The 19,117-nt window shown below is 68.2% G+C and carries 16 protein-coding genes; 7 read left to right on the plus strand and 9 right to left on the minus strand.

The genetic code is table 11. The annotated features are described in order from the left end of the window. Positions 1-2 precede the first annotated feature (2 nt). The gene (locus tag ABQE44_RS25060) at positions 3-326 is read right to left on the minus strand and encodes a DUF8129 domain-containing protein (RefSeq protein WP_448395096.1); all 324 of its coding nucleotides are present in this window, start codon (positions 324-326) and stop codon (positions 3-5) included. Between the two features lie 37 nt (positions 327-363). Continuing rightward, positions 364-1,179 (minus strand): crotonase/enoyl-CoA hydratase family protein, encoded by an 816-nt coding sequence (locus ABQE44_RS25065; RefSeq protein WP_448395097.1) that lies wholly within the window; start codon positions 1,177-1,179, stop codon positions 364-366. A 55-nt stretch (positions 1,180-1,234) separates the two neighbouring features. Here ABQE44_RS25065 and ABQE44_RS25070 point away from each other — a divergent pair, with 55 nt between their 5' ends. Together ABQE44_RS25070 and ABQE44_RS25075 are read left to right on the plus strand one after the other, a co-directional pair. Further along, positions 1,235-2,050, plus strand: coding sequence for a lysophospholipid acyltransferase family protein (locus ABQE44_RS25070; protein WP_448395098.1), 816 nt, complete (start codon positions 1,235-1,237; stop codon positions 2,048-2,050). Positions 2,051-2,094: 44 nt separating this feature from the next. Beyond that, a complete protein-coding gene (locus tag ABQE44_RS25075) occupies positions 2,095-3,351 on the plus strand; it encodes an alpha/beta hydrolase (protein ID WP_448395165.1) in 1,257 nt (418 codons plus the stop codon). On the opposite strand, the gene ABQE44_RS25080 is transcribed toward ABQE44_RS25075, so the two are convergent. Both ABQE44_RS25080 and ABQE44_RS25085 read right to left on the minus strand, forming a co-directional pair. After that, positions 3,341-4,753 carry a WS/DGAT/MGAT family O-acyltransferase gene (locus tag ABQE44_RS25080; RefSeq protein WP_448395099.1) on the minus strand — a complete coding sequence of 471 codons (1,413 nt, stop codon included), beginning with the start codon at positions 4,751-4,753 and terminating at the stop codon, positions 3,341-3,343. The two genes, ABQE44_RS25075 and ABQE44_RS25080, sit on opposite strands and share 11 nt — an antisense overlap. A gap of 8 nt (positions 4,754-4,761) precedes the next feature. Then, a complete protein-coding gene (locus ABQE44_RS25085) occupies positions 4,762-5,985 on the minus strand; it encodes an alpha/beta hydrolase fold domain-containing protein (protein WP_448395100.1) in 1,224 nt (407 codons plus the stop codon). Between the two features lie 177 nt (positions 5,986-6,162). On the opposite strand from ABQE44_RS25085, the gene ABQE44_RS25090 reads away from it, so the two are divergent. Both ABQE44_RS25090 and ABQE44_RS25095 read left to right on the plus strand, forming a co-directional pair. After that, a complete protein-coding gene (locus tag ABQE44_RS25090; protein WP_448395101.1) occupies positions 6,163-8,331 on the plus strand; it encodes an acyl-CoA dehydrogenase family protein in 2,169 nt (722 codons plus the stop codon). 297 nt (positions 8,332-8,628) lie between these two features. Further along, positions 8,629-9,504: an alpha/beta hydrolase gene (locus ABQE44_RS25095; protein WP_448432497.1), complete on the plus strand. Its 876-nt coding sequence runs from the start codon at positions 8,629-8,631 to the stop codon at positions 9,502-9,504. 1 nt (position 9,505) lies between these two features. Here ABQE44_RS25095 and ABQE44_RS25100 read toward each other — a convergent pair whose 3' ends face one another. Genes ABQE44_RS25100 through ABQE44_RS25110 form a run of 3 tightly spaced genes read right to left on the minus strand, consistent with a single transcriptional unit; the run spans position 9,506 to position 12,964 of the window. Next, on the minus strand, positions 9,506-10,810 hold the full coding sequence (locus ABQE44_RS25100; protein WP_448395103.1) for an amidohydrolase family protein: 1,305 nt from the start codon (positions 10,808-10,810) through the stop codon (positions 9,506-9,508). After that, positions 10,804-11,919, minus strand: a complete 1,116-nt coding sequence (locus ABQE44_RS25105; RefSeq protein WP_448432499.1) for a CoA transferase — start codon at positions 11,917-11,919, stop codon at positions 10,804-10,806. The genes ABQE44_RS25100 and ABQE44_RS25105 overlap by 7 nt, the downstream gene beginning before the upstream one ends. A 52-nt stretch (positions 11,920-11,971) precedes the next feature. After that, positions 11,972-12,964, minus strand: a complete 993-nt coding sequence (locus tag ABQE44_RS25110) for a MaoC family dehydratase (protein WP_448395105.1) — start codon at positions 12,962-12,964, stop codon at positions 11,972-11,974. Between the two features lie 21 nt (positions 12,965-12,985). Between ABQE44_RS25110 and ABQE44_RS25115 the strand changes: the two genes are divergently transcribed. After that, on the plus strand, positions 12,986-14,146 hold the full coding sequence (locus tag ABQE44_RS25115) for an acyl-CoA dehydrogenase family protein (RefSeq protein ID WP_448432501.1): 1,161 nt from the start codon (positions 12,986-12,988) through the stop codon (positions 14,144-14,146). Continuing rightward, complete coding sequence (locus ABQE44_RS25120; protein WP_448432503.1) at positions 14,147-14,896, plus strand: GntR family transcriptional regulator; 750 nt, start codon at positions 14,147-14,149, stop codon at positions 14,894-14,896. Between the two features lie 50 nt (positions 14,897-14,946). On the opposite strand, the gene ABQE44_RS25125 is transcribed toward ABQE44_RS25120, so the two are convergent. Next, positions 14,947-15,831 carry an enoyl-CoA hydratase/isomerase family protein gene (locus ABQE44_RS25125; protein WP_448432505.1) on the minus strand — a complete coding sequence of 295 codons (885 nt, stop codon included), beginning with the start codon at positions 15,829-15,831 and terminating at the stop codon, positions 14,947-14,949. Continuing rightward, positions 15,828-17,354, minus strand: coding sequence for a fatty-acid--CoA ligase FadD4 (gene fadD4 / locus ABQE44_RS25130; RefSeq protein ID WP_448432507.1), 1,527 nt, complete (start codon positions 17,352-17,354; stop codon positions 15,828-15,830). Before fadD4 ends, ABQE44_RS25125 begins: the two co-directional genes overlap by 4 nt. Before the next feature lie 144 nt (positions 17,355-17,498). Here fadD4 and ABQE44_RS25135 point away from each other — a divergent pair, with 144 nt between their 5' ends. Next, a complete protein-coding gene (locus ABQE44_RS25135) occupies positions 17,499-19,097 on the plus strand; it encodes a GMC family oxidoreductase (RefSeq protein ID WP_448432509.1) in 1,599 nt (532 codons plus the stop codon). The last annotated feature ends 20 nt before the right edge of the window (positions 19,098-19,117 follow it).

Raw genomic sequence — 19,117 nt, forward strand, 5'->3', positions numbered from 1 at the left:
CCCTACGGCTTGCCGCGCGACGGCGTCTGGGACGCCACCCCGTGTCGCAATGGGGTTCCGGGCTCGGCCGCGGTGGATTCCTGCACCGGTGAGCCACCCGACGTCCCGCTGACCCCGGGTCCGCCGTCGGGGTCACCGTCAGAGGGCTCGGCACCGTGGGTCAGCTCCCGCAGCCGTGCGTTCATCAACTCGAGCACCGGTATGCGGTTGCCGTGCTCGGTTTCGTGCTCGAACAGCGTGCGCAGCTGCGGTTCGTCGAGCGCGCGGATGCGGTGGCGCAACTCCGTCAGGGGTAGTTGGTCATAATCCGTCAGCGGAAGTTCCATACCCCTCGGTTGCCCACCGCGGCGCAACGGAAAACCGTCAGGTGCCCGTCCAGTTCGGCGGCCGCTTCTCGGCGAAGGCGATCGCGCCTTCCTTGGCGTCGTTCGACGCAAACACGGGCCCGAGAATCTTCATCTGCTCACGCCACATCTCGTCGGGGCTCCAATTGCGCGACTCGACGATGATCCGCTTGGTCGCTGCCACGGCCAACGGTCCGTTGGCGGTGATCTTCTCGGCCAGCGCGATCGCCGCCTCGAGCGCCTGACCGGGTTCGGCAAGCACGTTGACCAGGCCGAGGTCGTGGGCGCGCACCGCGGTCAGGTTCTCCCCCGTCAGCGCCAGTTCCATTGCGATCGCGTACGGGATGCGCTGCGGCAGCCGCAGCAGCCCACCGCCGCCGGCGACCAGGCCGCGCTTGACCTCGGGAATGCCGAACGCCGACTCCTTCGACGCCACGATCAGATCGGTCGCCAATGCCAGCTCGGTCCCACCGGCCAGCGCGAAACCCTCCACCGCCGCGATCAGCGGCTTGACCGGCGGCCGCTCGGTGAAGCCCATGCCGCGGCCCTCCACCACGACGTTCTCGCCGCGCGCGAAGGCCTTGAGATCCATCCCGGCGCAGAACGAGCCGCCCGCGCCGGTCAGCACCGCCACCGACAAGCCGGCGTCGTCGTCGAGCCGGTCCATCGCGGCGGCCAGGCCCCGACTCACCTCGGCGTTCACCGCGTTCTTGGCCTCGGGCCGGTTGATGGTGATAATCAGGATCCGGTCACGCTGCTCGACCAGTACTGCTTCTTTGGTTCCACTGGTTTCGTCGCTCACGCGGGTGATCGTAACGGCCGCGAAAGCGCGCATCGCGGGCGCCAAGGTAAACTAGAACACGTTTCAGTTTTCCATCGAAGGGGGCCGCATGGCCGCGACCGAGACCGAGACCATACCGTCGGAGCTCGCCAAATGGGACCCCGGGCTGACCGAACGCGTCATGGGCGTCACCCGCCCCTTGCTCAAGCGCTACTTCCGCTCGGAGGTGCACGGCCTCGACTACGTCCCCGCCGGTGGTGCGCTGGTGGTCAGCAACCACTCCGGTGGCTTGTTCCCGATGGATGTGCCGATCTTGGCGGCCGACTACTACGACCGCCACGGTTACCACCGGCCGCTGTACACGCTGAGTCACGACATGCTGCTGACCGGTCCTACGGGGGATTTCTTCCGGCGGATCGGCTACATCAGCGCCAACCATGAAAACGCCGACGCCGCACTGCGTTCGGGTGGTCTGGTCGTGGTGTTCCCCGGTGGTGACTACGACGTGTACCGGCCGACGTTCTCGGAGAACGTGATCGACTTCGGCGGCCGCACGGGCTATGTGAAGGCGGCGTTGAACGCCGGCGTGCCGATTGTGCCGACGGTGGGCATCGGCGGGCAGCAGACCCAGATCTTCCTGTCGCGGGGCACGTGGTTGGCCGAGCGTCTCGGGCCGATCGCGCGGCTGGCCCGCACGAAGATCATGCCGATTTCGTTCGGCTTCCCGTTCGGGTTGTCGCTGGTGATCCCGCCCAACATTCCGCTGCCCGCCAAGATCGTCATGGAAGTGCTGCCGCCGATCCACATCGAGGACGAGTTCGGCACGGATCCCGACATCGACGAGGTCGACGCCCACGTGCGCCGGGTGATGCAGCGGGCTCTGGACGAATTGGCCGCCAAGCGTCGGCTTCCGGTACTGGGCTAGCGTGGATTTGAATCTGTAAGCTTCCCCGAGGGATTGCCACCTTGATCAAACTTCCCCGCTATCCGCTGCTGCGCGCGGTCGCCGAACTCGTCAACGCCGCCAACGGTGTGCGCCCGTTGGGCCGCGAGGGCTACATCACCCTGCCGGTGTTCGCGTTCGGGTGGCCGACCACCGAGATGTCCCCGCTGTACCTGGCCGCGTCGGTGCTCGACGCGGTACGCCGTGGTTGGCGCGGTGACTTCCGCGGCGCCAGCGGGCGTATCGCCTTGCTGCTCACCGCGATCGCATGGGGGCTGCTTGGCCTCATTCACTATCGAAACCTCACCTCGCAGCCGTACTTTGAGGAGCCGCTGCGCAAGGAGTTGGGCGACGACTACAAGGCGGTTGCCGCGCAGTCGCAGCCCGCGGTGCGCCGACGCATGATCGGCGTGTGGCCCAACGAGTTGGTGCGCCGCCGGTATGTCGGGAAGGCGAACACCGTTGTCTACGGCCCGCATTCGCGCGTCAACCGCGCCGACATCTGGCGCCGCGCGGACCTGCCCCTTGACGGCAAGGCACCGGTGCTGCTCCAGGTGCCAGGCGGCGCTTGGGCGATCGGTATGCGACGGCCACAGGCCTATCCGCTGCTGAGCCATCTGGCCGAGCGCGGTTGGGTGTGCGTGTCGATCGACTATCGCGTCAGCCCGCGCCACACCTGGCCGGACCACATCATCGACGTCAAACGCGCGCTGGCCTGGATCAAGGACAACATCGCCGACTACGGCGGTGACCCGGACTTCGTGGCGATCACGGGTGGTTCGGCTGGCGGGCACCTGTCGTCGCTGGCCGCGTTGACGCCCAACGATCCGCAGTGGCAGCCCGGGTTCGAGGACGCCGACACCTCGGTGGCCGCCGCGGTGCCGATCTACGGCCGCTACGACTGGGTGTCGGCGCGCGGGTCCGGGCGCAGGGAGTTCATCTCGTTTCTGCAGAAGTTCGTGGTGAAGAAACGCATCGTCGAACACAAGCAGACCTACGTCGACGCGTCCTCGATCATGCGGCTACGGCCCGATGCGCCACCGTTTTTCATCCTGCACGGCCAGGACGACTCGATCATCCCGGTGCAGGAGGGACGCGATTTCGCCGACGCGTTGAGTAAGGTGTCGACATCCACCGTCGCCTACGCTGAGATCCCGCACGCACAGCATGCGTTCGACTTCTACTACGGCTCACCGCGGGGCCACTACACCGCACAGGCGGCCGAGAAGTTCCTGTCGTGGGCGCACGCCAAGCGCACCAAGGTTCAGACAGTTAGGCAATAACGGAATCAATGACCGTCAGCTCTTCGGAAAGTCCTGCGGCACGACGGATCTCGGTGAACGCCTCGACCATCGCATCGGTGAGTTCATGCGGGTCGGAGAGGGTGGCGCCATCGGCGAGCACCGAAACGTTGAGCTGGTCGACGTAGCTCCACACCGTGATGTTCAAACCGCTGCCGGTCGTCAGCGGTCCTACGGAGTAGATCTCGGTCACCAGCGCGCCACCGACCCGGCCGTGTTCACGTGGGCCGGGCACATTGGAGATCGGAATGTTGAGCACTTTGTTCTGACCGTCCTTTTCACCCAGCCAGGCAAACAGTCGCTCGGCGGGTGCGGGCGGTAGATAGGCCGACCACCTGCTGACGAGTTCGGGGCCGAGCAGGTGGTGGGTTTCCTTGGCGCTCACCGCTGCGTCGTGCACGGCCTGCACCCGCTCGAGGGGGTCGGCGAGTTGGATCGGCACCGTCATCATCACACCGCTGAAGTAGTTGCCCGAAATGCGTTCGGCGGAGAAGTCGAAACTGACTGGGACAGAAGCCAACAGCGGGTGATCAGCATGTCCGTCGTACTTCAGCGACAGCTGCCGCAGCGCTCCGGAGGCGATCGCGAGGACCATATCGTTGATCGTGACGTTGAGGTGCTTGCTGGTCTCCTTGATGTCGGCCAGCGCCAGGGTGGCGGTCGCGAACCGGCGTTTGGCGTCGACGCGGTGGTTGATGAACGACGGCGGCGGCGTGAACGGGCGCGTCAGCTCCGGCGACAGCCGGTAGGTGCTCTTGCGCACCCGCCGCACACCCTGGGCGGTGTAGCGCAGCACCGCGGGCAGCCGCCTGATTTGGCGCATGTGGTCACCGAATGCGGTGCGCACCAGTTCGGCACGGGTGGGTGCGGGATCGGTCGCATATGAGTCGCGGTCCTGCGGCCCGGCCTGCAGGTCCATCCCCCGCGCCAGCAAGTTGGCCGAAGCCACGCCGTCGGCCAGGGCGTGATGGATCTTGCCGAGCACCGCGATTCGGCCGTCGGCGAGCCCCTCGATGAAGTACATCTCCCACAACGGCCGGCTGCGGTCCAGCGGTGTGCTGGCGATCTCGCCGACGGCCTCGTCGAGTTCGCGCCGCCCGCCGGGGCTGGCCGCCCGGTAGGGCCGCACGTGGTATTCGAGGTCGACCTCGCAGTTCTCCCGCCACATCGGGTGGTGGAACTTGAACGGGATGTCGACGAGCTCGTAGCGGAACGGGTCGAGCTTGTAGAGCCGACCGTGGATGACCTTACGAAAGTCCTCGATGCCGAACTTGCGGCCCTTCAGTTCGGAAAGGTCGATCACCGCGAGCTTGAGGGTGTGCATATGCACTTCGGGTGTCTCGCTGTAGAGAAGTACCGCGTCCCAGCCGCTCAGCCTCTTCAACAGCCACCCTAAATAACTTCCTTGGCCCCGATCAGAGCCCGGTGCCGGTGAATATGGTTGAGGAACAACGAGATCGCGGTCGCCATCGAACCGGTGCGGGCGCCGTCCGTCATATCGAACCCATGGCCTGCGCCAGGCAGTTCAAGGTAGCTCACCGGGGCCCGCGACACCCCGCGCAGCCGTTCCACGAACGCGCGGGCCTGCGCCACCGGTATCACCGTATCCCCGGATCCGTGGATCACCAGGAACGGCGGCGCGTCCGGATGCACCTGCGCGATCGGCGACGCCTTGCGAAAGACCTCGGGATGCTTGGCGCTCTTGCGTTTGACGACCACCCGCTCCAGGAAATCCATGAACCGCACCCGCTCGGGCGTCGAACGGTCCTCCCAGTCGTAGCGACCGTAGATGCCGACCACCGCGTCCACCGACGTGTCCGAGTCCTCGGGGAGTTCGTCCTGCATCTCGGGGTCGTTGACGGTCAGACCGGCCAGCGCCGACAGGTGCCCGCCTGCTGAGGTACCCGCGATCGCAACGAAGCTACGGTCGCCACCGAACTTGTCGACGTTGGCGCGGGCCCATGCGATCGCGGTCTTCACATCCGTGATGTGCGCGGGCCAGCGATGGTGCGGTGCGACCCGGTAGTCGATGGACAGGCACACCCAGCCCTGCTGGGCCAGATGCGACATCAGCGCGTAGCCCTGCAGCATCCTGCTGCCGTGCACCCAGGCGCCGCCCGGCACGAAGATCAGGACCGGCGCGGGCTGGACCGGCAGGTCCTTGGGTCGCCACACGTCGAGCAGCTGGCACGGCCGTGGCCCGTACCGCACCGAGGTGCGGTAGACGCTGCGACGATGCTCGCGCATGTTCCACAGCGGCGGTACCCGTTGCGGTGCCGGCCAGTCGATGTCGAGGTCATGGGGATTGACGAGGCCGCGCAGCGCGGCCGCGGTGACGGTGTGGGTGCAGTCGCGTTCGCTGCGTTTCAGCTCCGCGTTGCCCGGACTCAGCCAAGACTTGGCCGCCGCACCGAAGAAATCCGGAAGATGACGGGACCCCCACACGCTCATGGCGGTCGCAGCACCAAGTGGCTCAAGGTGTTTCCCGATCACGGGCAGCGACGCCGACGCGACGCTCATGGCCAGCATGTAGTCGGAGGGCCCGGCGTTGAGAAACCACCTGGCACGTTTCCACATCGTCACGCCGGGATTCCGGGCCTCGGGCCGTACCGCCATTGCGGAACTGTACCCCGCAGCCCGATTCGTAAACGGCGACATGACGAAGATGTCGGCGCCCGATTCTGGTCAAGATCAGTGTGATCGGCGTCACGTATAGGTTGAGCTGGGCAAAGGGGTTAGCGTTACTCGACGAGTGCCAAAAGTACGCCAAAATGTAAAACGAGGACTTCCACTGTGAGTAAGTCGGCCCTGGCCATCACCGAAGAGCACAACGACTTGGCCGATGCGGCGTTTGGCCAGCTCAACCGGCTGAACAGCCGCGCCGCCGCGCGTGCCACGCTGGAGGACGCATCCTCGCATCCGGCTGACATCTGGTCGGCGGCCGGCGAGATCGGCTGGACCGGGCTGGCCGTCGCCGAAGAGCACGGCGGCTCCGGGTTCGGTCTGGCCGAGCTGGCGGTAGTTCTGGAGGCCCAGGGCCACGAGCTGTGCCCCGGCCCGTTTCTGCCGAGCGTTGCCGCAGCGGTGGTGATCGATCGCTGCGCACCCGATTCGGTTCGCGCCCAACTACTTCCAGGCCTGGCCGACGGGTCCACTGTCGGCGCGCTCGCGGTTTCGGGGGACGTGACCGTCGGCCCCGACCTGGTGGTGACCGGCCAGTGCCGCGCGGTGCTGGCCGCCCCCGACGCAACCGTGCTGGTTGTCGTCGCAGGTGAGGACGTCGTGGTGGTCGACGTGGGCGCGGACGGGGTCACCGTCACGGCGTTGGAGTCCCTGGACACCACCCGCAGCGTCGGAGCCGTCGCGATGCAGGGCGTGTCGGTGCCCGAGGACCGTATGCTGCGCGGCGCCGCACGTAAGGCACGCACCGTGTTCCGGACGCTGGCGTCGGCCGAAGCGGTCGGCGTCAGCTGGGCGAGCTTGGAAATGGCGGTCGAGTACGCCAAGGTGCGTGAACAGTTCGGCCGCACCATCGGCACGTTCCAGGCCGTCAAACACCACGCCGCCAACATGCTGGTGAACGCGGAGGTGAGCACCGCGGCCACCTGGGATGCCGCCCGCGCCGAGGACCTCGACGGCGCCTGGTTTCCCGCGGCGGTGGCCGCCTCACATGCCATCCGCACACAGATCTTCAACGCGCAGAACAACATCCAGCTGCACGGCGGTATTGGCTTCACATGGGAGCACGACGCTCACCTGTATCTGCGCCGGGCCCGCACCCTGGCCGCGTTGATGGCCGAAGCCGGTGACCCGCTGCTGGATATCGTCGAGGCCCAGCGCAGCGGCCAGGCCCGCGGCGCGTCGTTCGGCCTGCCCGACGAGGCGGAGAAGTACCGCGAGCAGGCCCGCGAGGCCGTCAAGACGTTGCAGTCGCTGCCCGCCGAGAAGCGGCGCGATTTCCTCGTCGACTCGGGATACCTTGTGCCGCACTGGCCTAAGCCGTGGGGTCGCGCCGCCGATGTGCTCGAACAACTGGTCATCGAAGAGGAGTTCGGCGGCATCGAACGCCCCGATATGGGGATCACCGGCTGGGTGACACTGACCATCGCCCAGGCCGGCACCGACGAGCAGCGGGAACGCTGGGTGGAGCCGGTGCTGCGCGGGCAGGTGATGTGGTGTCAGCTGTTCTCCGAACCGAGTGCGGGCTCGGATGCCGCCGCGGTGCGAACGTCGGCCAAGAAGGTCGACGGCGGTTGGCGCGTCACCGGTCAGAAGGTATGGACCAGCCTGGCGCACGAGTGCCAGTGGGGGCTGGCCACCGTGCGCACCGACCCCGACGCGCCCAAGCACGCCGGGGTGACGATGATGGCGATCGACATGAAGGCGCCGGGGGTGACCGTCAATCCGCTCAAGGGCCTGACCGGGCACTCGCACTTCAACGAGGTCTTCTTCGACGACGTCTTCGTGCCCGACGCCGACGTGGTGGGCGACGTCAACAAGGGTTGGTTGGTGGCCCGCGCGACGCTGGGCAACGAGCGCGTCTCGATCGGCGGAGGTTCCGGCGGCACAACCGGTTTCACCACAGCACATCTCGTCAAGCTGCTCGACGATGCGCCCGCCGAGACCGCGGCGCACTACGTGCGCAGCGTGGGAGAGGCGATCGCGGAGACCCACACGCTGCGGCTGCTGAACCTGCGCCGGGTCACCCGCGCGATCGCAGGTTCGGAAGCCGGTCCAGAAGGCAACGTCACCAAACTGCTGGTCGCCGAGTCCGGGCAGCGAACGACCGAGTTGGCCATGGAACTGGCCGGTCCGGCACCGGTCGTCGGGCAGACGCCGGTGCTGACGCTGGCCTACCTAGGCAACCGGGCGATGACGATCGCGGGCGGTACCTCGGAGATCACCCGCAACACGATCGCCGAGCGCATCCTCGGTCTGCCGCGTGATCCGCTGCTCAAATAGCGCCTACCCCGGGTCAGGTTCGCCTCGACCGTCTTGACGCTGATGAACAGCTTGGCCGCCAGCCACAAGGTGGTCTTGCCGATCCCCGCCTCGCCCTCCAGCAGTAGCCCCGCGGGGCGGCGGGCACACGCAACTCTGACATCCAGCAGACGCTCGCGGGGGCCAAGAAGGAAGCGCGGGGGCGCGCCGGCCCCGGTTTTCATGGATCCTCGGCCACGGTGGCGATGTCGAGGCTTTACTGATCAGGTGTCGCGTAACCGATCGTCTCGCCGTGCCCAGCCCAACTTTCATCCCGACTTGCGCCGTACCGCCCGGTTCATTCCGAAACAGGTCATCACCCCGGTGACGTTGCCCATCGTCCGGATGGCGACGCGCGCGTTGTGGCGGCGGGTACCGCGCGACGTCGATGCGCTGACCCTGCCCTCGGGGGTCGGGGTGCGATTGTTCCGGCCGGGCAACGGGTCCGCGGCCGGCCCGGCGCTGTTGTGGATCCACGGCGGCGGATACGTCATCGGCCACCCGGCCCAGGACGACGTGTTGTGCCGCCGCTTCGCCCGAGAACTAGGTGTCACGGTCGCCTCGGTCGACTACCGGTTGGCGCCCGAGCACCCGTATCCCGACTCGCTGGAGGACTGCTATTCGGCGTTGACTTGGCTGGCGACCCTGCCGTCGGTGGACCCGGCGCGGGTGGCGATCGGCGGGGCCAGCGCGGGCGGCGGACTGGCTGCGGCGCTGGCGCTGATGGCCCGCGACCGCGGCGAGGTCCCGGTGGCCGCGCAGTTGCTGGTGTACCCGATGCTCGACGACCGCACCTGCGACCGCCGCGATCTGGACAATCCGGGCCTTCGGCTGTGGAACCAGACGAGCAACAAGTTCGGGTGGGCGGCCTACCTCGGAGATGCGGATCCCGACGTGGCGGTGCCCGCACGCCGCGTTGATCTCAGCGGGCTGCCGCCCGCCTGGATCGGCGTCGGGACACTGGACCTTTTTCACGACGAGGACCTGGCCTACGCCGAACGGCTGCAGGCCGCGGGCGTCCACTGCGAGGTCGAGGTCGTCGACGGTGCATTTCACGGCTTCGACGGGATCGCGCCCAAAGCCGCTGTGTCGCAGGCTTTCTTCAACAGCCAGTGCGCGATGCTGCGTCAAGTGCTGACGCCCGCGGCGGCCTGACTCAGCTGCGTTCGAACACGAACTCACCGGCGATCAGCGTGGCGGCCACCATGGCGGCGTCGAGTTCGCGCAGCACCGCGGCAGGCGGCGCAGACAGCACCACCAGATCGGCAGGCTGACCCGCATCGACGGTCCTTGGCTCCTCGGGGCGCTCGGGCGTGCCGAAGAACATTTTCAACGCCGTTGCCGCGCGGACGCTTTCGTCGGCGCCGAGCACCGCGCCGCTGCCGGTCGCCCGGCGCACCGCGGCGCGCATCGTCTGCCACGGGTCGCCGTTACCGAACGGCATATCGGTGGACAACGCCACCGGCACACCGGCATCCAATAGCGTGGCGACCCGCCACAGCTCGTGATGTTCATCGGCAGGGACGTCGACGAGGTACTGGTCGCCGCGCTCGAAGACGAAGTTGGGCTGTGTCACCACCGTGACGCCGCACTCGGCGACCTGCGCAACGGTGTCGTCGGGCACGACCGCCGCATGTTCGATGCGATCGCGCGGGTGGGTGCCCGCCGACTGCAACGCCGACAAGGTGAGGACCAGCTGCGCGGCGGTGACGCAATGCACGGCGATCGCGACGCCGGCGGCGTGCCGCGCGGTGATCCAGGCGGTGAGCTCGTCGAGGTCGAGGTCGGTGTCGTGCAGGATCCGCTTGCCGGGCGCCAAACAGTGCACCCGCTGACGCAGTTCGCCGCGCCGGTGCGCCACGTTCAACTTCACCACATCGTCGACGCCGAGATCCGGTGTGGCGTCGGTGACCCCGGTGACGCCGTACCCGCCCAGCGTCCTGCTGACCTCGGCCAGACCGGACTCGTTGCGCTGCAGGCTTTCCGCCCATGTCGGATCCGAGCTGGGTAACCGGCCGTCGGGGTGGTCGGGCAGGCCGACTCGCTCCAGACCGGCCGAGTTCAGCGTCCACAGCACCCCGCTGCGGTGTTGCACGCGCACCGGTACCGATGGGGCCACATCGTCGAGCACCGTTCGGTCCAGCGGCCCGGCGACCGCCTCGTGATAGCCGACCGCCCGGATCCATCCGTCCTCGCCGACGTCGGCCGCGGCCAGGACGCTGGCCAGGTCCGCGCGGGTGGCCACGTCGCCGGGTCCGACGCGCGTCGACCGCAGCGCCGCGGCAGCCGACCGCAGGTGCACGTGGTGGTCGTGCAGACCGGGGATGACGGTGCCACCTTTCGCGTCGTAAACCTGTTCGCCGCGTTGGCGATCAAGCCGCTCGCCGATGTCGACGATGTGCTCGGCGACGCGGATGTCGACGACGGAGCCGTCGAGCAGCGACGCCCGTTGGATCAGCACTGCGCCGCCCCTCGCTCGGTCAGCAACTGCTCGACGGCGACGTTGTCGGCGCCGAGGGGCGCGGCCCGGTCGCTGAGTTGGGGCATGGCGGCGCACTCGGTTTCCCCGTCGAACGGCAGTTCGGCGTAGGTGGCGGCGACGGCGGCCATGGACATCTCGATGAGCTCACCGCCGCCGGCGTGCAACGACTCGGCGACCGTCAACGCCGCCTGCAGGCCGGTCAGCGGGTCGGCGATGGCGTCACCACAGAACTGCGGGTTCTCGACGGCGGCCGCGATCAGGCATCCCGACACCGCGGCGTCGTCACCGAACGCGACCCAGTTGGCACGCTCACCGTCGGTGCCGTGCCCGGTGATCCGCAACCAGACCCGTCCGTCGCGCGGCGCCACATCGGTCGGGCCAAGGCCGCGGCGGGTCAGCGCCGCCGGACGCGACGATTCGAGCACGACGTCGGCGGCCGACAACAACGCCTTGAGGCCGGCGGGCTCGTCGAAATCGGCGACGTAGGAAAGTTTTCCGGCGTTCATCCAGTCGAAGAACGCGGGCGGGCCGGACCGTGCACCGTCGGGGCGGGCGGTGCTTTCGACCTTGACCACGGTGGCCCCGGCCCGGGCCAGCAACTGCCCGCACAACGGGCCCGCCCACATCGTTGACAGGTCGGCGACCAGCAGCCCGCCCGGCCCGCGCGGGGTGGTGGCCGCACCGAACGGATAGTGCCGCGGCGATCCGGCCGGGGTCTCGCCGAGCGCGGCGACCGGCAGGCCCAGCAGGCGCGCGCGTTCGGTGACGTCGGCGGTGTCGTTGTTGGCGGCCCAGCGGTGCGCGGCCGGCCACGGATCGTCGTCGACGGCATCGGACTGCACCAGCGCGGGAACGGCGTTCACGTCGTCGGGACGCGACAGCGTCAGCGCGCACCAGCCGTCGCGGCTGCGCATCAGGTGTGTCGCACCGCCTGCGGAGACGCGGCCCTTCGGTGTCAGGCCGAGCATCGTGGCCCGGCCGGCCAGCAGTTCTGCGGCGTCCACCTCGACACCGGTGAGCTGCCCGAACGCCTCGGCGACCCGCCGTGCCCCGGTGAGCACGGCGCGCGGGACGACCAAAGAGGCCACGCCTCCATTGTGGTGCCCCTCCAGCCGCCGTCGGCGCGGGGTCCGGGTCCCCTCAGAACTGCAGCGCGGTGAACCGCCAGTCGAGCACCTGCCGGTCCGGCTCATCGACGGCGTAGACCAGCGACCGCAGCGTCAACACACCGCCGCGGTCGTCGGGTAGCGGTTCGGCCGCCTCGACGTGCAACTCGCTGTAGAGGGTGTCGCCCTCGTGGACCGGGCCGGTGTGGTCGCAGGACCGCCAGGCCAGCACCGTCACCAGATCGGGCAGCAGCCGGGTGGTTTGAGCCAGCGCCAGCCCGATGGTGTGACCGCCGTACACCAGCCGCTGACCTGCACTGCGATAATCATGGTGGGTCGCAGCAATGTTCAACGTCAGCCGGGCGAGCTCGGGGGCGTTGCTGACCGCGTCGGCCGAACTGTGCAGCACGGTGCCCGCGATGTCCGCGTCGAAGTGCGCGCCCGGCACTTTGGCGCGGTAGGCCTCGGCGTTCCAGTCGGCCGTCGGGTCGGGCAGGTCGGGTTCGACGGTGCCGATCGCGCTCAGGTCGTCGGCGTGGCCGGTATCGGGCGCCCCGTCGCGCAGCGGCAGCATCGCGCAGCGGTGGAAGTCGAGGATCAGGCGGCCGACGCCGTCCACCGTCGTCATCCGCAGCGCCGCCAGCCCGGTGCGGGCTCGGCCGCGTTTGGCGGAGTTCTGTTTGAGGCCGACGACCTCGGTGCGGGTGAACAGCGTGTCGCCGATGACCGGGAACCGGTGAAACGTCAGCCCGCGGTAGAACAGGTTGGCCTTCACCCGCTGGGTGACCAGCGTCGTCTGGCCGATCGCCACGTCGCACACCAGCGCCGGATGCGCCAGCGCACCCGTCGCCCCCGTCACCGCCATCGCCAGTTCGGCGTCCAGCGCCAGGCGCAGCCGGTCGCCGAGGATCGACTGGTGCACGGCCGCCGCGCCGGGCGTCAGCGTCATCGACGGCGCGGTGTCGAAGACCTGACCGACGTGGAGATCGTCAAAATAGGGGCCGCTCACGGCTGCCCATGCTGGCATTGGGCCGCACAAAGTGTCAATATGGCCGTACCTATGAATGCCGAAGAAACGATGCTGGTCGAGACCGTGCGCATGTTCATCGACCGCGACGTCAAACCCCAGGTCCGCGAGGTCGAGCACGCCAACACCTACCCGGAGGCGTGGATCGAACAGATGAAGCAAATCGGTATCTACGGGCTGGCGATTCCGGAGGCCTACGGCGGCTCGCCGGTGTCGATGCCGTGCTACGTCGAGGTGACGCAGGAACTGGCGCGGGGCTGGATGAGCCTGGCCGGCGCCATGGGCGGGCACACCGTGGTGGCCAAGCTGCTCGACCTGTTCGGCACCGACGAGCAGAAGCAGCGGTACCTGCCGCCGATGGCCACCGGTGAGGTGCGCGCCACGATGGCGCTGACCGAACCCGGCGGTGGCAGCGACCTGCAGAACATGAAGACCACGGCGCTACCGTCACCCGGCGAGGGACTGGCGATCAACGGGTCCAAGACGTGGATCAGCAACGCGCGCCGGTCCGGGTTGGTTGCGCTGCTGTGCAAGACCGATCCCACCGCCACGCCCAAGCACAAGGGCATCTCGGTGGTGCTGGTCGAATCTGGCACCACGGGCCTGATCGTCTCGCGTGATCTGCCCAAGCTCGGATACAAGGGGGTGGAGTCCTGCGAGCTGACATTCGAAGACTGCCGGGTGCCCGCGTCGGCGATCCTCGGCGGCGAGCCGGGCAAGGGGTTCGCCCAGATGATGAAAGGCCTTGAGACAGGCCGGATTCAGGTCGCGTCACGCGCGCTCGGGGTGGCGACGGCGGCGCTGGAGGACTCGCTGCGTTACGCGCAGGAGCGCGAAAGCTTCGGGCAGCCGATCTGGAAGCACCAGTCCATCGGCAACTACCTGGCCGATATGGCGACCAAGCTGACCGCCGCGCGCCAGCTCACCCGGTATGCCGCCGAACGCTACGACAGCGGCGAACGCTGCGACATGGAGGCCGGCATGGCCAAGCTGTTTGCCTCCGAGGTGGCGATGGAGATCGCGCTGAACGCCGTGCGGATCCACGGCGGGTACGGCTATTCCACCGAATTCGACGTCGAACGCTACTTTCGCGACGCGCCGCTGATGATCGTCGGCGAGGGCACCAACGAGATCCAGCGCAACGTGATCGCCGGGCAACTCATCGCCCGGGGCGGGATATAGGTGAAGCAGCTTCCGGCGTATCAGACGCTGCGCGAACAGTTGCGCGAGCAGATCGCCGCGGGCCACTACCGGGACGGCACCCGGTTGCCTACCGAGTCGGAACTTGTTGCCGCCCATGGGTTGTCGCGGCAGACGGTGCGACGGGCTTTTCAGGACCTGGCCGCCGAGGGGGTGGTGTACCGGGTGCCGGGGCGGGGCACCTACGCCAGCGATCCGGGACGGCGCTACCTGCGCCAGCTCGGGTCCATCGAAGACCTGATGAGCCTGTCCGACGACACCACCATGGAGGTGCTGTCCGGGCTGCGCAGACGGGTGGACGTCGATGCCGCCAGCCGGTTGCGCCTCGACGACGACGTGGTGTTCTCGGTGATGCTTCGCCGTCTGCATGCTGCCGAACCCGGGGCTGAACCTGGCGTGCCGTTCGTGTCCACGACCGTGCACCTGGTGCCGTCGGCCGCGGCCGCGCTGTCGGGCGCCCCGGAACTGGCCGACGGCGCCGTGGGCACCCAGACCGTGATCGGACTGCTCGAACCGCACCTGGATGCGCCGATCACCGAAGCGGCGCAGTGGATCACCGTCGCCCCCGCCGACGACGCCGTCGCCGCCGCGGTGGGCTGCGTGTCGGGTCATCCGATGCTGCGGGTGGACCGGCTCTACTCCGATGCCGCCAGCCGACCCGTCGAGCTGTCGGTCAGCCACTTCTTGCCCGAGCAGTACACCTACCGGGTGACGCTGCGCCGCTCCGGTTGAGGGGATTTCGGTGCGTCAACCAGCGATGAGCGATGGTTTGCGCACCGAAATCACACGATGGCGTCGATCAGGCCCCACCGCAGCGCGGTCGGCGGGTCGATGCGACGACCCGACAACACCAGGTAAGCGGTGCGCCACCGGCCGATGCGCCTGGCGACGCTCACGGTGCCGCCGGCCCCGGGGATCAGGCCGAGGCTCAATTCGGGCAGACCGAAGACGGCGTCGGCGCGTGCTTGCACCCAGCCGCAAAACGCCGCCATCTCGATCCCGCTTCCCAGCACCTGACCGTGCACCTCGGCGCGGCACCGATGACCAAGGCGTGCAGTCAGTTCGGCCAGCACCAACGCCGGGCTGTGCCGGGTGCGGGCCAGGTGTGCGCTGGCCGGGTCGTCGAAGGTGCCGAACTCGGCGAGATCACCTCCGCTGCAGAACGACGGGCCGTTGCCCGACAGGGTCACCCCTCGTATCGACGGGTCGAGCCGGGCGACCTCGAGGACCTCCAGCAGCGCGGCGCGGGCGTCGGTGGAGAAGGCGTTGTGCCGTTGCGGGCGGTTGAACCGCACGTACAACGCGTCGTCGATGCGCTCGGCCTGCACCGGCTCGGGGATGGTCACCGGCCGGGCGGGTCCGCGTTCGGCGAGCCAGCGCGCGAACTCGGGGCCGGACTGCAGCGTCGAGTAGGCCAGGGATTCGGTGACGACGCCGCCGAAGGCTGGTGCCGCGGGATCGAGGGCCCGTAGCACGTCGTCGCACACGGCGGCCGCCTGCGGCCATCGCGCACAGCGCTCGGTGATCTCATCGAGCGCGTCGGGCACCGATTCCACGGTGATGGCCCGACGGTCGTCGGTGTCGTCCTCGGACAGCGTGAATGTCGCGTCGTCACAAGGTGTTCCGACGGCAACGACGATGCCGCCGGTGAGCTCGACGGAGGTCACGAGTACTTTTCGACCAGCTCTCGTTTGATCATCTTGCCGGTCTCGGTGCGCGGCAGCTGCGCCTCGAACGAGATGGCCCGCGGACACTTGTAGTGCGCCAACCGATCTCGCAGCCAGGTGAGTAACTGCTCGCCGAACTCTTCGGTGGCATCGGCCGGGTCGACGGTCTGCACGACGCCGTGCACCCGTTGTCCCATCTCGTCGTCGGGTACGCCGAACACCGCGGCGTCCATCACTTTGGGATGGGTCACCAACAGGTTCTCGGCCTCCTGCGGATAGATGTTCACCCCGCCGGAGATGATCATGTGGTGCTTGCGGTCGGTGAGGAACATGTAGCCGTCGTCGTCGAGGTATCCGACGTCGCCGACGGTGACCCATCCGCGCCGGTCCCGGGACTCGGCCGTCTTCTCCGGATCCTTGTGGTAGACGAACTGCATACCGGGCATGGCGAAGTAGATCTGGCCTTCCTGGCCGGGGGCCACCTCGTCGCCTTTCTCGTCGAGGACGTGCGCCTCGCCCAGCAGCGGTCGACCGACCGAACCCGGCCGCTTGAGCCACTCCTCGGCGGTGATGAAGGTGATACCGGCGCCTTCAGAGGACGAGTAGTACTCGTCGATGACGGGGCCCCACCAGTCGATCATCTGTCTCTTGATGTCGACTGGGCACGGCGCCGCCGCGTGCACCACCCGCTTGATGCTGGAAACGTCGTAGGAATTGCGCACCGACTCAGGCAGTTTGAGCATCCGGATGAACATCGCAGGCACGAACTGGCCGCTGGTGACCCGGTACTTCTCGATGGCCTGCAGTGCCGACTCGGGCTCGAACTTCGACATCACCACGGTGGTCACACCCATCGCCTGCGCCGCCATCGTCCACAGACACGGCGCAGTGTGGTACAGCGGCGCCGGGCTCAGATACACCGAGTCGCTGTCCATCTGGATCGCCATCAGCAATGCGGACAGCAGGTTCGGTGAGTCCGACGGGTGCACATGGGGCAGTTCACGCCGAATTCCCTTGGGCCGCCCGGTGGTTCCCGAAGAGTACTGAAGCAGGTCGCCTTCGATCTCGTCGTCGATGGACGTGCTGGGTTGGTGGGCTACGCATTCGGGGTAGCGCTGCCAGCCGTCGAGATCGGCGTCGGCGATCATCAGCAGCTCAGGCAGACCGTTGGGTAAGTGCTCGGCCAACTCCTCGCACAGCGTGCGCAGCGCCGCGGAGCCGACGATTGCCTTGGCGCCGCAGTTGTCGATGATGTAGGCCGCCTCGGCCGCGGTGAGGTGGGTGTTGATCACCGCGTAGTACAGGCCGCTGCGGCGCGCCGCCCACATCACCGCGTGCAGGTGCTCGTTGTTCTCCATCAGCACGGCCATGGTGTCGCCTTCCACCAGCCCGGCCTGCCGGAAGTGGTGGGCGAGCTGGTTGGCGCGCGCCTCCAGCTCGGCGAACGTCACCACCGTGCCGCTGGGATGCATGATGACGGCGGGCTTGTCGGGCGTGGCCTCGGCATGTTCGCGGATCTGCATGTAGAGACTTTACGACGACTGGACTTGACGGGTGTCAAGAGGGTCTCGGGCGTCGGGCGTGCCTCCGCTACCGTAACCTGTTTGCTGGCGCGGACCGGGGGCGACGCCGACACGGGCAGCAAACGATGAAAGGACAGCCACCCCATGGCCGAGTACGACTACGTCATCCTCGGAGCAGGTGCGGCCGGATGTGTGCTGGCCAACCGACTGTCGGCTGATCCCACCAACCAGGTGCTGCTGGTCGAAGCCGGTGCGCGGGACCGCAACCCCTACATCCACGTGCCGATGATCAGCGCCGCGCTGTTCGGCAACGACAAGTACTCCTGGAGCTATCAGCTGGCGCCGTTCGGACCCGAGAACCGCACCGAGACCTGGCCGCGCGGCAAAGTGCTCGGCGGCTCCACCGCGATCAACGGGCTGGTCTACAACCGCGGCGACCGCGAGGACTACGACGAGTTGGTGCGCCGCGGCAACACCGGCTGGGGCTGGGACGACATCCTGCCCGTCTACCGTGCCTTCGAGGACCACCAGTTCGGCGCGTCGCCGACGCGCGGCGCGGGCGGTGAACTGCCGATCACCACCCCCCGCGACCCCGACCAGCTGGTCTTCGACCTGATCGACGCCGGCGCGAAGCTCGGGCTGCGCAGCGTGGCTGACTACAACGAGAGCGACGACGAGCGCGTCGGCCCCGCCATGGCCACGATCCGCCGCGGCGTCCGCGTCACCGCCGCCAAGGCGTTCCTGCGGCCGGTGCGCACGCGGCCCAACTTGCACCTGGCGCTGAACACCAAGGCCCACCGGCTGATCTTCGAGAACGGCCGCGCGGCCGGCGTCGAGGTCCGCAGCGACGGCAACACCAGCCAGCTGCGGCCGCGCCGCGAGCTGATCCTGGCGCTGGGGGCGCTGGAGTCACCGAAGCTGTTGCAGCTCTCCGGGATTGGGCCGCGCGAGGTGCTCGGTGCGGCCGGTGTTCCGGTGTACCTCGAGCGCGACAACGTCGGGCGCCGCATGCTCGAGCACTTCTGCGTCATCAACACCTATCAACTGGCCGACGACATCGGCTACAACCGGTTGCTGCGCAACACCAAGGCCAAGGGGCTGACCGCACTGAAGTACCTGGCCACCCGCAAGGGACCGCTGGCCACCCCCACCGGCGACGTGATGGCGATCTTCAAGACCACACCCGAGGCGGACCGGGTCGACGGGCAGGTCCTGGTGCGAATGATGTCGGTGGGCTCGGTGCGGCCCGACGCCCCGGCGGGCATCGAGTCCGTCGGCGGCGTGTCCTGCATGGGTGAGGTGCTGCGCTCGACATCGGAAGGCAGCGTGTGGATCACCTCGGCCGACCCGGACGCGCCGTTGGCTGTCGACGCCAATTACCTTGCCACTGAATACGACCGCACGACCAGCGTCGCGCTGCTGCGTCGCATGCGGGAGTGGTTCGAGCAGTCGCCGATCGCCGAGAAGGTCAGCGCCGAAAGCCGGCCCGGACCGAATCTGCAATCCGATGAGGAGATCCTGGCGGGCATCACCGCGACCGGCGCGACCGGCAGCCACGCCGTCGGCACCTGCGCGATGGGCCCGAACGACGACGACATCGTGGACGACCGGTGCCGGGTTCGCGGTATTGCGGGGTTGCGCATCGTCGACTGCGCCAGCCAGCCGACGATGATCTCCGGCAACCTGATGGGCCCGACGATGGCGTGGGCGGGCCGCGCCGCCGAGTTCATCCTCGACGGCTAGGGACGGCGCCAGCCACCGCG

It is taken from the genome of Mycolicibacterium sp. XJ2546 (assembly GCF_053483195.1).

Bases quoted from the DNA above. Each gene is read 5' to 3' on its own strand.
- ABQE44_RS25110 (WP_448395105.1), bottom strand. From the start codon at position 12,964: ATGCCAGCATGGGCAGCCGTGAGCGGCCCCTATTTTGACGATCTCCAC.
- ABQE44_RS25115 (WP_448432501.1), top strand. From the start codon at position 12,986: ATGGCCGTACCTATGAATGCCGAAGAAACGATGCTGGTCGAGACCGTG.
- ABQE44_RS25065 (WP_448395097.1), bottom strand. From the start codon at position 1,179: ATGCGCGCTTTCGCGGCCGTTACGATCACCCGCGTGAGCGACGAAACC.
- ABQE44_RS25060 (WP_448395096.1), bottom strand. From the start codon at position 326: ATGGAACTTCCGCTGACGGATTATGACCAACTACCCCTGACGGAGTTG.
- ABQE44_RS25135 (WP_448432509.1), top strand. From the start codon at position 17,499: ATGGCCGAGTACGACTACGTCATCCTCGGAGCAGGTGCGGCCGGATGT.
- fadD4 (WP_448432507.1), bottom strand. From the start codon at position 17,354: ATGCAGATCCGCGAACATGCCGAGGCCACGCCCGACAAGCCCGCCGTC.
- ABQE44_RS25070 (WP_448395098.1), top strand. From the start codon at position 1,235: ATGGCCGCGACCGAGACCGAGACCATACCGTCGGAGCTCGCCAAATGG.
- ABQE44_RS25085 (WP_448395100.1), bottom strand. From the start codon at position 5,985: ATGGCGGTACGGCCCGAGGCCCGGAATCCCGGCGTGACGATGTGGAAA.